Source organism: Streptomyces sp. NPDC111507, from assembly GCF_055638955.1.
The window spans coordinates 1-14,872 of record NZ_JBVKBU010000036.1 but is presented as its reverse complement, the minus strand read 5'-3'; the positions used below and the strand labels follow the sequence as shown (position 1 = coordinate 14,872).

Sequence of the window (14,872 nt, the reverse complement as noted above, 5' to 3'; positions counted from 1 at the left end):
AGGACCCGGGCCGCCACATCCGCGTGGCGCCGCTCGCGGTCCGGCGCCGGCTGCGAGCCCGGGCCGCGCAGGCGATGCACGCCGTGGTGTTCGGGCCGGAGCGGCCGCCGTGGCCGCCCTCGGCGCGGTGGCCGTGCTCGATGACGACGATTGACCGTCCGGTCCTCCCGCGGGCACGTGCCCCGGTCGCGAACCGCCGCGAACCGCCGGGAGCAGGCGGCCGGGGCGGCCGTCGGCGCGTATGGCCGCGCGTCCCAGCACTGTGCACCGCACCCCAGGACCTGGCCGCTCTCGTCGGCCTCGCCGGCAGCCGGGCACGCACCGAAGTGCGGTCGACGGTACTTCGCGTGGACCCGGTGCCTTCTGAGGTTGCCCAACTCTGGCTCGATGCTGGCCATTTTGTGCACCCGGACTTGCCGACGCCTTGACGATCCGTTCCCTGCACGTTCAGCCGGCCGTCTGTGCCTGCGTTGTGTGCCGTCCCTAAGGTCCCTGAGTGTTTCGGAAGAAGGGGCTCATGGACACACCTCTCGCAGTCCAGGCTCGCGGGATCACCAAGTGTTTCGGTGACGTCGTGGCACTCGACGGCGTCGATCTGGACGTGGCACAGGGCCAGATCCACGGCCTGGTCGGACCGAACGGCGCCGGCAAGACGACACTGCTCGGTCTCCTGCTGGGCCTGGCCGTCGCCGACAGCGGCCACCTCGAGATCCTGGGCACGCCGCTCAGGCGCGCGCTCGCCGCTCCCGACGGAGTCGCCGGCTTCGTGGACGGGCCCGGCCTCTACCCCTCGCTCACCGCCCGGCAGAACCTCGCCGCGCTGGCCGCTCTGCGAGGCCACGACGCGCGGACAGCGGGAGTCGACGACGTGCTCGACCAGGTCGGGCTCACCGATGTCGCCGACGACCAGGCCCGCGGCTTCTCCCTCGGCATGCGCCAGCGGCTCGGACTCGCCGCCGCCCTGCTCACCAAACCCCGGCTGCTCGTGCTCGATGAACCCTCCAACGGCCTCGACCCGGCCGGCAAAAAGCACGTACACGGTGTCCTCACCCGGCTCGCCGCGGACGGAACCAGCGTCGTGCTCTCCAGCCACCGCATGGACGACCTCCAGGCGCTGTGCTCCGAGGCCACCATCGTCGCCACCGGACGGGTCGTCTTCTCCGGCCCGCTGAGCAAGCTGGCCGCCGAGAGCCGTGAACTCGACTACCGGCTGCTCACCTCCGACCCCCAGGCCGCCCGCCGGCTGGCCCTCGATGCGGCCGCAATCCGCGTCGTCGACGACGCCGGGACACGCCACGACGCCGAGGCGCTCGTCGTGCGCGCGCCGGTGCCCGCCCTCGACGAACTGGTGGTGCGGCTCGTACAGGCGGGCATCGCGCTGCGCGAGCTCGCCCCCCTGGTGTCGCCGCTCGAAGCCGCGTTCCTCGCCCTCACCGAGCAGAAGGAGACCGGCCGGTGACCGCGACCCTCACCCACGACAGCGTTGCTGAAGCCCGCCGCGTCTCCGTTCCGCGCGCCTACCGCTTCGAGCTGGTCAAACTGGTCTCGCAATGGCGGATCCGCCTGCTGGTCCTCGCCTGCTGGATCGCACCCGCCCTCTTCGTCGCCGCGGTCAGCCAGCAGAGCACACTCCCCTCCGACACCCTCTTCGGCCGCTGGATGCACGCCACCGGGTGGGCCGGAACGCTGGTGATGCTCGGCTTCGCGGGCACCTGGGCACTCCCGCTGCTGACCTCGGTGGTCGCCGGCGACGTGTTCGCCTCCGAGGACCGCCTCGGCACCTGGCGCCACCTGCTGGTGGCGGTCCGCTCACCCAGGCGGATCTTCGCCGCGAAGGCACTGGCCAGCCTCACCGTCATCCTGCTGCTCGTGGCCGGACTGGCCACATCCAGCACGGCCGGCGGGATCGTGGCGGTCGGCAACCAGCCGCTGGCAGGCCTCGACGGCCACCTGCTGAGCCCGGCGGACGCCGCCGGCAAGGTCGGGCTCGCCTGGATCTGCGTACTCGCACCCACCCTGGCCCTCGCCGCGATCGGACTGCTCGGGTCCATCACGCTGGGGCGCTCCCCGATGGGACTGCTGCTGCCCGCGCTCGTCGCGCTCGCGATGCAGCTCGCCCAGATGATGCCGCTGCCCGTCGCCGTACGCCTCGCCCTGCCCAGCTACGCCTTCATCGCCTGGAACGGTCTGTTCACCAGCCCCATGCAGCTCGGCCCGCTCCTGATCGGCGTCGTGGTCAGCCTGCTGTGGGCCGTGACCGCGACCGCGCTGGCCTACGTGCTGTTCCTGCGGCGCGACTTCACCAACCCGACCTACGACGGCTCGGGGCGCCGCGCGGTCACCGCCGCGGGCCTGCCGCTCGCCGGGCTGGTCGCTGTGACGGTCGCGGTGCTCGCCTCGGCGAGCGGGGCCTCGGGCTCCGGGATCGAGCAGGACAAAGTGCAGCGCTCCCTCGCCACGGCGTTCGCCCACCTCTACCGCCTGCAGACCGAGCAGCTCAACCGCCCCGCCGTCACCGAAGCGCAGTTGAAGGCCACGGCGACGTGCGACAAGGGCAGCGTCAAGGCCGCCGCCGAGGGGCCGGGCAACGACTGGCGCTGCGTCGTGTCCTGGCATCTGCCCGGCATCCAGGTCGCGGGGACGGCGATCTACCAGCTCGACCTCACACCTGACGGTCGTTTCATGGCCGACGGCGACGGACCAAAGGAAGTCAACGGCTACTTCCTGGTCCGCACCCCGACCGGGGACGCACCCAACCCGCTGTGGCAGTTCGACGGCAACGTCGACCTGCTCGCCACCCCGAAGGGATGACTCCATGCAGGTAGTACGGCAGCGTCGCAGCAACGAGAAGGAACAGATCAACCTTTTGGGCAGACGCGTCGGCCGCCGGAGCACTCTGGTGGCGGCGGGCATCGCGGTGGCCCTCGCCGTCACGGGCACCGCCGTTGCCTCGACGAGCCAGTTCGCCACCCAGCAGGTCGGCCAGGTCACCGCCAACGGCCAGGTCATCTCGAGCGACCAGTACATCGCCCCGTACGGCAGCCGCACCGTCATCAACAACGGCAAGATCATGTCGTCCTCGGTCAGCCCGGACGGGAGCCATCTCGCGGCCTCGGTCACCGACGGCGATGCGTCGCTGGTCGTCATGGACCTCAAGACCGGGCAGGTGAAGCAGCGCGTCGGCACCGCCGCGACGGACGACCTGCGCATCACGAGCGGCGCCGTCGGCCAGGAGGGCCCGACGTACTCGCCCGACGGTTCGCAGCTGTGGCTGGGCCAGAGCGACGGCTACACCAAGTTCACCGTGAACGCGGACGGCACCCTCTCCAACCCGACGACGATCTCGATCCCGGCCGACGGCTCCAAGCACGCACTGGTGGGTGCCGCGGTGTTCTCGGCCGACGGCTCCACCGTGTACTGCGCGGTCAACGGCCAGAACCGGGTGGCCGCCATCGACGCGGCGACCGGGACCATCAAGCAGAGCTGGGCCGTTGGCAACGCACCCCGTGGCATCGCCCTGGCCGGCAACAAGCTCTACGTCAGCAACGAGGGCGGGCGTCCGGCCAAGGCCGGCGACACCACGATCAACTCCTACGGCACCCAGGTTCCGGCCAACCCGCAGACCGGTGCCACCACCACCGGCACGGTCAGTGTCATCGACCTGGCGGACCCGGCTGCGGCCGTCGGGAGCATCGGCGTCGGTCTGCACCCGACGGCCCTGTACGCCAAGAACGGGGCGGTGTTCGTCACCAACACCGCCGACAACAATGTGTCGGTCATCGACACCCGCAAGAACAAGGTCGTGCAGACCATCGCCACCCAGCCGTGGCCGGAGGCGTCGGTGGGCTACGAGCCCAACGCGGTGACGCTCACCGACGACGGCCGTCTGCTGGTGACGCTCGGCCGCGCCAACGCCGTCGCCGTCTACCGGTACAAGTCCCCGCAGGAGCCCGCCAGTTACGTCGGCCTGCTCCCGACGGACTACTTCCCCGCGGAGATCACCACCGTGGGCAAGAAGGTGGTCGTCTCCAACACCCGTGGTATCGACGCCCGCCGCCCCACCGGCAAGGCCGGGCACGGCACCCACGACACGACGTCGAGCCTGACGCAGTTCACGCTGCCGGACGACAGCGTCATCAGGTCCCAGACGGGCAAGGTCTTCCAGCAGAACGGCTGGACGCGCGGCTCGGTCTCGCTGGCCCCCGGCAAGGGCAACCAGAGGCCGGTGCCGGTCCCGGCGCGGCTCGGCGCTCCCTCGACGATCAAGCACGTCTTCATGATCGTCAAGGAGAACCGGACCTACGACCAGGTCTTCGGTGACATGCCGCAGGGCAACGGCGACCCGTCGGTGACGCAGTTCGGCGAGAACGTGACGCCGAACCAGCACGCGCTGGCGTCGCAGTTCGGGCTGTACGACAACACGTACGACATCGGCACGAACTCCGCCGAGGGCCACAACTGGCTGATGCAGGCCGATGACCCGGAGTACACCGAGTCCTCGGCCGGTGAGTACACGCGCAGCTACGACACCGAGGACGACGCTCTGGGCCACCAGAAGTCCGGCTTCATCTGGACCGGCGCGCAGGCGGCCGGCAAGTCCGTCAAGGACTACGGCGAGTTCCAGTCGTTCGAGAGCAAGCCGGCCGGCGCGTCCTGGCAGAACCTGTACTGCGACACCAAGAACATGGAGACGACCGGGCAGGACACCGCCTACCCCATTCAGACGGGCTCGGCGATCCCGTCGCTCAACAAGGTGTCGGTGCCCGGCTTCCCGCTGTTCGACACCAGCGTCCCGGACATCTACAAGGAACAGATCTGGAAGCAGGACTTCGAGAAGAACGGTCCCGCGAACCTGAACATGTTCTGGCTCTCCAACGACCACACCGGAGGTCCGGCGAACGCGGCCGCCCAGGTCGCGGACAACGACCTCGCGGTCGGCCGGATGGTCGACGAGATCTCGCACAGCAAGTACTGGAAGGACTCGGCGATCTTCGTCGTCGAGGACGACTCCCAGGCCGGCCTCGACCACGTCGACGGCCACCGTGCCCCCATCCAGATCATCAGCCCCTGGGCCCAGCACGCCACCGTCGACAGCCACTACTACTCGCAGATCACGATGATCCGGACCATCGAGCAGATCCTCGGGATCCACCCGATGAACCAGAAGGACAGCGCGGCCAGCCCGATGCGCGGGGCGTTCACCCGCCACCCCGACATCACGCCGTTCAAGGCGCTGCCCAACCGGACCTCGCTGACCGACGGCCTGAAGACCCCGCCCGCCTGCGGACCGGACACCCCGGCGCCGCAGGACCCCAGCGCGGCGGCCGTGCCCTCGGCCAAGGTACCGGCGGACAAGCGGGCACTCGCGGCGACATGGGAGGAGTGGAAGACGCACCAGCGGCTGACCGGGCCGGGCGCCATTCCCGACTTCGCCAACCCCGCACAGATGAACCACTTCACCTGGTACCAGACCCACGGGTGGACCAAGCCCTACCCCGGCGAGAACAAGATCTTCGCGCCCAAGGACGTCCCGGGCGCCTACATCCCCTCGCCGGAGTCCGACGGCTGAGACGGACTCATCACGCCAAGGGGCCCCGGCTGGCGTCACCGCCGGCCAGGGGCCCTTTCCGTCCCCCGCGCGGCACATCAGGATGTCTGCAGCCGAACGGCCGAGCCGCTGCCCCGGTGATCCCGCAAGCCCTCGTACCCGTGCCTCATGATGGAGGCGTGCGACGCCTCAGCGCACGGCACAGCGCCTCCGCCCGGCCCGGCCGCACCACGCTGACCAGACAAGTCGGCTGGTTCGTCGTCATCGGCATCGCCTCGACAGCGGGTCAAACCCTGCTGTACTGGGCGCTGCGCCACTGGGCCCCTCCGCCGGTGGCCAATCTCGCCTCCCTTCTCGCCGTCACCGTCCTCAACACCGAAGCGAACCGGCGGCTGACCTTCCGCAGCTCTCCGGTCCGCGCTGCCCAGGCCCATCTGGCGGCAGGCGTCCTGTTCGTTCTGGCCTACGTGGTCACCACCGGGTCGGTCCTGCTCTTCCGCCACTACCGGCCCACCGCGACACCCGCGGCGGAGACCCTGGTGCTGGTACCCAGCTTCGCCCTGGTGACCGTGTTGCGCTTCATCGTGCTGAGGCTGGTCGTCTTCGGACGCCATCGCCCATGAACCCCGGCAACAGGGCAACCGAACGAGGTCCCTAGCGGTGCTCGGGGTTTTCGTAGTCGCGGCGGCAGCCTGCATCCCACGCGGTGCGCTGGTTGCCGTATGCGGGGATGCCACCGAGATCCTTCAACGCCCGGGCCAGGTGCAGCAGGTTCCAGGTCATGAAGGTGGTGTTGCGGTTGGTGAAGTCGTTCTCGGGGCCGCCCGAGCCGGGGTCGAGGTACGAGGGGCCGGGGCCCGCCTCCCCGATCCATCCGGCGTCCGCCTGGGGAGGGATGGTGTAGCCCAGGTGCTGCAGGCTGTAGAGGACGTTCATGGCGCAGTGCTTGGCGCCGTCCTCGTTGCCGGTGATCAGACAGCCGCCGACGCGGCCGTAATAGGCGTACTGTCCGGCCTCGTTGAGCAGGCTGGAGCAGGCATAGAGACGCTCGATCACCTGCTTCATCACGGAACTGTTGTCGCCCAGCCAGATGGGGCCGGCCAGCACGAGGATGTCGGCCGCCAGGACCTGCCGGTAGAGGTCCGGCCAGGCGTCCGTCTCCCAGCCGTGCTCCGTCATGTCGGGCCACACACCGGTGGCGATGTCGTGGTCCACTGCCCGGACGACATCGACGCGCACTCCCTGCGCGTCCATGACGGCGATGTGGCGGTCGATCAGCCCCTGAGTGTTACTCGTCTCCGGTGAACGTTTGAGGGTGCAGTTGATCACCAGGGCGCGCAGGTCGTCGTACCGGGCCGGCGGTGCGTCGGTGGCGGGCGACGAAGCGGTCACCTGGTTCCTCCGAGGATGCCCTGGCCTTCAGGCCGGGGAGGAATCGGACTCCTGCGGAGCAGGGCAGAGAAGGGGGTTTCGCCTCCAGGGCGAAAGACCGTCCACACGATCGGGTAAAGTGCTCGATGTGCGTTGCGAGAACCAAGCGCGCACACCGTGCTGAGCGAGAGCCAAGCCAGCACAGCAACTCCTTTGCTTGTAGTACCAACCGGGCAGGTTCCGACCCGGCTGGTGTTGAGGGTGTAAGACCCGTAGATCCGCTGGACCCGCGGGCAACCTGAGCCAGGAATCCCCCTGCTTCAGCGGGGGGAGGGTTCAAACGGTCCTCCCAGAGTCCTGAAGCCGCACGGGGCGCGGCGGTGCGTCCACAACCTGGGTCCAGCGTGCGGGCCGGGCCGCGGCAGGCGCCATCACAATGCCTCCGAATGGCCCCGCCGACGGCTGAGGAGTGGCCGGGGCAGGCGGGTGTGCCTACGTTCGTCTCATGGGCACCCAAGGCGCGACCGGGTCGCGGAACACGGCAGCAGCGGAGGACGTCGCGCACCTGTTGGTGCGTTGTCTGCGGGCCGAGGGCGTGGAGTACGTCTTCGGGATCCCCGGTGAGGAGAACATCCGCTTCGTCGACGCCCTGAACGGCTCCGGGATCCGCTACGTCCTGGTGCGCCACGAGCAGGCCGCCTCGTTCATGGCGGAGATCTACGGGCGGCTGACCGGCCGGGCCGGGGTGTGCTCGGCCACGCTGGGGCCCGGCGCGATCAATCTGCTGCTCGGCACCGCCGACGCCATGACCAACAGCGCGCCGATGGTGGCCCTGGCCGCGCAGGGGTCGCTGCGCCGTACCCACAAGGAGTCGCACCAGGTCATCGACCTGGTGTCGATGTTCGCTCCCGTCACCCAGTGGGCGGCCCAGATCGAGTGTCCGGACGCGGTGCCGGAGATGACACGCAAGGCGTTCAAGACCGCGCAGAGCGAGCGCCCCGGCGCCGTGTTCCTGGCGGTGCCGGAGGACATCGAAGCAGAGCGTCCAGCCGAGCCGCTGGCACCCTTGCAGATCGACGCGGTGCGCGCCGACGCGCCGTCCTCCTCCCAGATCGCGCGGGCGGTCGAGGTGCTCACCGCGGCACGCAACCCCGTCGTGCTGGCGGGCCACGGTGCCGCCAGAGCCGGGGCCTCGGCCGCCCTGGTGCGGTTCGCCGAACGGCTGAACATCCCGGTCGCGACCACGTTCCACGGCAAGGGCGTCTTCCCCGACGATCACCCGAACGCTCTCGGCGCGATCGGCTTCATGCGCCACGACTACGGCAACTTCGGCTTCGACGCGGCCGACGTACTGATCTGCGTGGGCTACGAGATCCAGGAGTTCGACCCGGTCAAGATCAACCCGAACGCCGACAAGCGGATCCTTCACGTGCACCGCTTCCCCGCCGAAGTGGACGCCCACTACCCGGTGGCAGTGGGCGTCAAAGGGGACCCCTCACAGGCGCTGGACGCACTGGTGGCAGCACTGCCCGACGGGCTCACCTACGACTCGGGAAGCAGCGAGAAGATCCGTACGCTGCTCGACGAAGAACTCCAGTACGGACGCGACAGTGACGCCTTCCCCCTGGTGCCGCAGCGCGTGGTCACCGATGTCCGCACCGCGCTGGACCGCCACGACATCGTGCTCGCCGACACCGGCGCCGGAAAGATGTGGATGGCCCGCCTCTACCCCACCTACGAACCGGACACCTGTCTGGTCTCCAACGGCCTGTCCACCATGGGGTTCTCACTGCCGGGCGCGATCGCCGCCAAGCTCGCCCGGCCGGACCGACGAGTCCTGGCAATGATGGGTGACGGCTCGTTCCTGATGAACTCCCAGGAACTGGAAACCGCCGTCCGCGAACGAATCCCGCTGGTCGTCCTCGTCCTGGTGGACGAGGAATACGGCCTGATCACATGGAAGATGGAACTCGAACTCGGCCGCCACAGCCATACCCGGTTCACCAACCCGGACCTGGTCGCCTACGCCGAAAGCTTCGGCGCACGCGGCTACGCGATCGAGTCCGCCGACCAACTCCTGCCCGTGCTGCGCCGCGCCCTCGACGACGACACGGTCTCCGTGATCGCCTGCCCCGTCGACTACTCCGAGAACCTGCGTCTGACCGACAGACTCGGCAGCCTCCAGGGCCCGTTCTGACCTGACGGCCCAGGCCTCGAAGCAGTGCGGGTCGGCAGGGCCACCCGGCGCGCACCGCCTGGCAGCAACGGGATCGCCGTCGCCCGCCGCTTGCTTCCGGCCTCGTAGGACCCTGATGTCGTCCGCACCGGCCAGAGTCCCTTCGGCGGCTGATATCTGCCTCCAGCCTTTCTGCTCGATCCGAAACCCGAACGGTTCTGTTCGGGAAGTGCCGAAGGTCCCGGTGGAGACCATGAAGGACGGCGGTGTCGCGCGGCCAGACCGCCGGCCTGCTCGACGAACGTTCTGCGGGAACAGTTCCTGCGGCCGCAGAGGTACCGCCGCGCCCGGAACGGGACGACGACCCGCCGGGACCCAACAACCGCTCGTCCACGCCGCGTTGCCACGAGCCGTGCACACCTCCCGCCCCCACCCGGCAGCCCGGGCAGGCCCGGCCCACCGGGGCGCGGCGGCAGCCGCGCTGAGGCCCGCAACGGCAGGGAGGCAACAAGACATGGCCCTGCGCCGCCCGGTTCCAGCGCGCTGAAACCATCGTGAAACCGCGCTGAATGCGCCCTGCCGCAACCTCCTCGGCATGACGACAACGACCTCGCACTCACTCGCCATCGCGGCCAAGGGGCTGCGCAAGGCCTACGGCGACAAGACGGTCCTCGACGGCATCGACCTGGCAGTGCCGGCCGGCACCGTCTTCTCCCTGCTCGGCCCGAACGGCGCCGGCAAGACCACCGCCGTGAAGATCCTCTCCACCCTCATCACCGCCGACGCCGGCGAGCTGCGGGTCGGCGGTCACGACCTCGCCGCCGACCCGCAGGCCGTGCGGGCCGCGATCGGCGTCACCGGACAGTTCTCCGCCGTCGACGGCCTGATCACCGGCGAGGAGAACATGCTCCTCATGGCGGACCTGCACCACCTGTCCAGGCAGGAGGGGCGCCGCACCGCCGCCGAACTCCTGGAGCGCTTCGACCTCACCGAAGCCGCGAGGAAGCCCGCCTCCACCTACTCCGGCGGTATGAAGCGCCGCCTCGACCTCGCCATGACGCTGGTCGGCGACCCGCGGATCATCTTCCTCGACGAGCCGACCACCGGCCTCGACCCGCGCAGCCGCCACAACATGTGGCAGATCATCCGCGAGCTGGTCTCCGACGGCGTCACCGTCTTCCTCACCACCCAGTACCTGGACGAGGCCGACGAACTCGCCGACCGCATCGCGGTGTTGAACGACGGCAAGCTCGCCGCCGAAGGCAGTGCCGACGAGCTGAAGCGGCTCATCCCCGGCGGACACGTCCGGCTCCGCTTCACCGACCCCGACGCCTACCGGTCCGCCGCCGTAGCCCTGCGCGAGGTCACCCGCGACGACGAGGCTCTGGCGCTGCAGATCCCCAGCGACGGCAGCCAGCGCGAACTGCGCGCCATCCTCGACTGGCTGGACTCCACCGGCATCGAGGCGGACGAGCTGACCGTGCACACCCCCGACCTCGACGACGTGTTCTTCGCCCTGACCGGCCCCACCACCATCCCCACCCAGCCCAGCCAGCCCAAGGAGAACGTCCGATGAGCGCCCTCTCCCTCGCCGTCCGCGACTCGAACACGATGCTGCGCCGCAACCTCCTGCACGCGCGCCGCTACCCGTCCCTCACCCTGAACCTGCTGCTCACCCCGATCATGCTGCTGCTGCTCTTCGTCTACATCTTCGGCGACGTGATGAGCACGGGCATCGGCGGCGCCGACCGCTCCGACTACATCGCCTATATCGTCCCGGGCATCCTGATGATGACCATCGGCGGCACCGTCATCGGGACCGCGGTGTCCGTCGCCACCGACATGAACGAGGGCATCATCGCCCGCTTCCGCACGATGGCGATCCACCGCGGCTCGGTGCTCGTCGGGCACGTCGTCGGCAGCGTGCTGCAGTGCATCGCCAGCGTGGTCCTCGTCGGCGCCGTCGCCGTGGCCATCGGCTTCCGGTCCACCAACGCCACCGCCCTGGAATGGCTGGCGGCGTTCGGCCTGCTCGCGCTGTTCGCCCTGGCACTCACCTGGATCGCCGTCGGGATGGGCATGGCCAGCCCGAACGCCGAGGCGGCCAGCAACAGCGCACAGCCTCTGATCCTCCTGCCGCTCATCTCCAGCGCCTTCATCCCGGCCGACACGATGCCGGGCTGGTTCCAGCCGATCGCCGAGTACCAGCCGTTCACCCCGGCCATCGAGACCCTGCGCGGCCTGCTGCTCGGCACCGGGATCGGCAACAACGGGTGGATCGCGATCGCCTGGTGCGTCGGCCTGACCGTGCTCGGCTACCGCTGGTCGACGGCGTCCTTCAACCGCGACCCGAAGTAGCCGCCATGACAGCGCGGGCTGCCTCCCGCAACTCGTCCCGCTCCAGGGCGGCGTACTCCGACACCGCGTCGGCGAACGCCGCCCTGCCGGCGTCTTCCGCCGCCTTCCGGGCGCGGTCCGCCGACATCGTCGGCTGGAACTCCCGCAGCACCCCCAGCCGTTCGGCCAGCGCGATCATCCGTACGGCACCGGTGTCGCCGGACGCGAGCCCCGTCATGCCGAGGGCGTGCAACATCGTGCCGAACAAGGGAAGTTCGGAAGGCGAGCCGACCGGATCGCGCAGCAGCGTCCGCAGCCGCTGCCGCAGCCGGTCGACCAGCTCCGCGACCAGTCCGAGCCGGCCGGCGTGGGCGTGCGCCGTCACCGCCACCGACTGGATCAGGAACGCCCACGGGTCGAGCCGGGCGTCACCGTCGCGCAGCGAGCCGGCCGCGAGCATCCGCTCCACGACGCCGCGCCACAGGCCGAGCCCGACCTCGGTCAGTCCGCGGGCGAGCGCGATCTCGGCGCGCCCGCAGAGGTCGGGCCGGTAGAAGTCGTCCTGCTGCGGGGTGTTGTCGTTCTCCGCCTGCCGCAGCCAGTTCTCGGCCTCGTCGGTCTCGCCGCGCTGCAGGCAGGCGAAGACGAGGAGCGAGCGGATGCTGATGTAGTCGTGCCCGTCCCCGAGCCGCGGCAGCACCGCGAGTGCCGCCTTGAGATGCTTGTACGCCTCCTCGCCCCGCCCCGTGCGCAGGCACAGCTCGCTCAGCCGGGAATGCACCATGAGCTGCACGGACGGATTGTCGACCGGCGCCAGTCCGGCGACCGACCGGCGGGCCGAGACGAGCGCGCGGTCGATGTCGTGCTCGAACTCCCAGACGTAGCAGGCGACGCACTCGGCGATGCCGGAGAGCAGCGGCTGCTCGCCGCCGCCCTCGCCCTCGCCCTCGCAGAGCTTGCGCAGCACGTCGTAGCCGGGAGGCCGTATCTCGGGGATCGCGCTCAGTACGACCGCGGTGGCCCGAATCAGCGTGTCCGGCGGGGCCGGGGGCAGCCGCCGGAGGGTGACGAGCTGGCGTACGGCGCGCGGGCCGGGGCCCATGAACACGGTCGCCGTGCCCAACACCGCGGCGGTGCGCGCGACTTCGACGTACTCGGGCCCGGGCCGGTAGTGCGACAGCGGCGGGCCGGTGTCCGCGGCGAGGGCGGCGAGGCGGGGAAAACTGGTGCCGGTGGACCACAGACTGGCAAGGACGGCGGTGACGGCGGCGATGGCGGGGTTGTCCGTACGGGCCAGGGCATGCCGCAGGGCCAGCACGAGGTTGTCCTGCTCGGCCTTGATCCGCTCCCAGGCGGCCTGCGCGTCCGAGCCGAAGAGCGCATCGTGGTAGGCGACCCCGAAGTCCCGCGCCCAGGCGAGGAACCGGCCCACAGCCTCCTCGTCCCCGCCCGCCTCCGCCCGCCGGGCCGCGCTGAACTCCCGTACGGTCTCCAGCATCCGAAACCGCACCCCGGCCGGTGTCTCGGCGACGGTGAGCAGCGACTGACCGGCCAACTGCTCGAGAAGCAACAGCGCATCCTCGCCGAGGACCCGCTCCGCCGCTTCACCGCCAAAACCGCCGGGGAACACGGACAGCGTGCGCAGCGCCGCCCGGGCGTCCTGCGCGAGCAGGTTCCAGCTCCACTCCACGACCGCATGCAGCGTGCGGTGACGCTCCGGCACACCCCGCACCCCGCCGCGCAGCAGCGCGAACCGGTCACCGAGGCGGCGGGCGATCTCCGGCACCGACAGGACCCGCACCCGCGCCGCGGCCAGCTCCACGGCGAGCGGCAGCCCGTCGAGGTGACGGCACAGCCCGGCCACCGCGTCCGGCGGCAGCTCCACACCGGGCCGGGCGGCCCGGGCCCGCTGCGTGAACAGCTCGGCGGAGATGTCCAGACCCAGCTCCGGCAGCGCGTACACCGCCTCCGACGTCAGGCCCAGCGGAGCCCGGCTGGTGGCCAGCACCCGCAGGTCCTTCGAGGACGAGACCAGCGCCTGTACGAGGCCGGCGGCACCGGCGATGACCTGCTCGCAGTTGTCGAGGACCAGCAGCGCGGACCCGGAGCCGAGTACACCGAGGATGCCGGACACCGGGTCGTGACCGCGTACAGCGCCGGGCCGCCCCTCGCCTGCGCCGAGCGCGGAGGCCACCTCCGCGGCCACGTCCTGGTCCGCCGTGACACCGGCGAGCGGCACGAAATACACCACGCGCTGCTCGGCCCGGCGGCTGACGGCGTGCGCGAGCCGGGTCTTGCCGAGGCCGCCGGGGCCCACGACGGTGACGGCGCGGGTGGCGCACAGCAGCCGCTCCACCGCCGCGACGTCCTCGTCCCGGCCCAGCAGCGGGTTCGGCTCGTGCGGCACACCGTGCCGGACCACAGGCGCCTCGCCGCGCAGCAGCTCCTGGTGTACGGCCTTGAGCCCGGCGCCCGGATCCGTGCCGAGCGTCTCGCGCAGCTCACGCCGGTACGCCTCGTAGCGCATCAGCGCGGCGGACGGGCCCGCCGTCGCCGCCTCACCGCGCAGCAGCTCGGCGAGCACTTCCTCGTCGCGCGGATGCTCCGCGGCGGCCACGGCCAGCGGCCCGGCCGCCTCCGCATGCCGCCCCAGCCGGGCGAGCGCGAGCGCCCGCGCGCGTACGAGTGCGCCGTGGACGGGGGCGCGCTCGGCGCGCAACGCGGCCACGGGGTCGTCGGCGCTGCCGGCCCCGTCAGGAGTGCCCTCCCACAGCGCGAGCCCGGCCTCGGCCGCAGCCAGCGACCCCGCGTGGTCCCCGGCCCTGGCCCGCTCCGCACCGGCGGCGGCATGCAGCAGCAGCGCGGAGCTGTCGACCTGCTCCTCGGCGAGCGCGAGCCGGTATCCGGCCGGCGTGCTCGCGAGGACGTCGGCGCCCAGCTGCGCCCGCGCCCTGGACACGAGGACCTGCACCGCCTTTCCCGGCCGCTCCGGCAGCTCGTCCGGCCACAGCCCTGCCACCAGCCGCTCGGTGCTGCAGCCCGCGCGCAAGTCGCCCGCGAGCAGCGCGAGGAGACCGCGGAGCCGGGGCGCGGTGACTTCCTGCCCGCGATAGGCGACACGTGGCAGCAGGGTCAGGTCGGTGGTCACCCGTGCAGATTAGCCAAGGCGCCGGCCGCCGGAACGCCCGCCGCAGGCCCAACTCCCGCTGCCCGTGCGGCCCTGCATCCCGCGCGCCCACCGATCCCGCCGGCGTGCCCGCCGCCCGTGCCGCCGTGCGTCGGACAACTCCGCCGGTAAGAGCACGTATGCGGTCCCGGAGTTGCTGTCGCCGGAAGGCCGGCCCGTGCGGTGGGCAGCCCGCCCGACCCCGTACGGCCACGACCCCCTCACCCCCGGCCAGTCCCGCCCCGGTCCGAACCAACCCCTTGCTCGGCGAGGC

At 70.9% G+C, this 14,872-nt stretch carries 9 protein-coding genes; 7 read left to right on the top strand and 2 right to left on the bottom strand.

Annotated elements, in window-relative coordinates; translation table 11 throughout:
- Positions 1–517 precede the first annotated feature (517 nt).
- The 4 genes from ACZ7M2_RS51615 to ACZ7M2_RS51600 all read left to right on the top strand — a co-directional run bounded on the left by ACZ7M2_RS51615 (position 518) and on the right by ACZ7M2_RS51600 (position 6,171).
- Positions 518–1,459 (top strand): ABC transporter ATP-binding protein, encoded by a 942-nt coding sequence (locus tag ACZ7M2_RS51615; protein WP_471601234.1) that lies wholly within the window; start codon positions 518–520, stop codon positions 1,457–1,459.
- Positions 1,456–2,811, top strand: a complete 1,356-nt coding sequence (locus tag ACZ7M2_RS51610; RefSeq protein ID WP_471601233.1) for an ABC transporter permease — start codon at positions 1,456–1,458, stop codon at positions 2,809–2,811. Before ACZ7M2_RS51615 ends, ACZ7M2_RS51610 begins: the two co-directional genes overlap by 4 nt.
- Before the next feature lie 4 nt (positions 2,812–2,815).
- Positions 2,816–5,569: a bifunctional YncE family protein/alkaline phosphatase family protein gene (locus ACZ7M2_RS51605; RefSeq protein WP_471601232.1), complete on the top strand. Its 2,754-nt coding sequence runs from the start codon at positions 2,816–2,818 to the stop codon at positions 5,567–5,569.
- Between the two features lie 158 nt (positions 5,570–5,727).
- A complete protein-coding gene (locus ACZ7M2_RS51600; RefSeq protein WP_471601231.1) occupies positions 5,728–6,171 on the top strand; it encodes a GtrA family protein in 444 nt (147 codons plus the stop codon).
- Positions 6,172–6,202: 31 nt separating this feature from the next.
- Here ACZ7M2_RS51600 and ACZ7M2_RS51595 read toward each other — a convergent pair whose 3' ends face one another.
- On the bottom strand, positions 6,203–6,940 hold the full coding sequence (locus tag ACZ7M2_RS51595; RefSeq protein ID WP_471601230.1) for a flavodoxin family protein: 738 nt from the start codon (positions 6,938–6,940) through the stop codon (positions 6,203–6,205).
- A gap of 484 nt (positions 6,941–7,424) precedes the next feature.
- On the opposite strand from ACZ7M2_RS51595, the gene ACZ7M2_RS51590 reads away from it, so the two are divergent.
- The 3 genes from ACZ7M2_RS51590 (at position 7,425) to ACZ7M2_RS51580 (ending at position 11,453) form a co-directional block, all read left to right on the top strand.
- Positions 7,425–9,116, top strand: coding sequence for an acetolactate synthase large subunit (locus ACZ7M2_RS51590; RefSeq protein ID WP_471601229.1), 1,692 nt, complete (start codon positions 7,425–7,427; stop codon positions 9,114–9,116).
- A 574-nt stretch (positions 9,117–9,690) separates the two neighbouring features.
- Positions 9,691–10,671 (top strand): ATP-binding cassette domain-containing protein, encoded by a 981-nt coding sequence (locus ACZ7M2_RS51585; RefSeq protein WP_471601228.1) that lies wholly within the window; start codon positions 9,691–9,693, stop codon positions 10,669–10,671.
- Complete coding sequence (locus tag ACZ7M2_RS51580) at positions 10,668–11,453, top strand: ABC transporter permease (RefSeq protein WP_352053104.1); 786 nt, start codon at positions 10,668–10,670, stop codon at positions 11,451–11,453. The genes ACZ7M2_RS51585 and ACZ7M2_RS51580 overlap by 4 nt, the downstream gene beginning before the upstream one ends.
- Here the strand turns inward: ACZ7M2_RS51580 and ACZ7M2_RS51575 are convergent.
- Positions 11,434–14,580 (bottom strand): ATP-binding protein, encoded by a 3,147-nt coding sequence (locus ACZ7M2_RS51575; RefSeq protein ID WP_471601227.1) that lies wholly within the window; start codon positions 14,578–14,580, stop codon positions 11,434–11,436. The two genes, ACZ7M2_RS51580 and ACZ7M2_RS51575, sit on opposite strands and share 20 nt — an antisense overlap.
- Between the last annotated feature and the right edge of the window lie 292 nt (positions 14,581–14,872).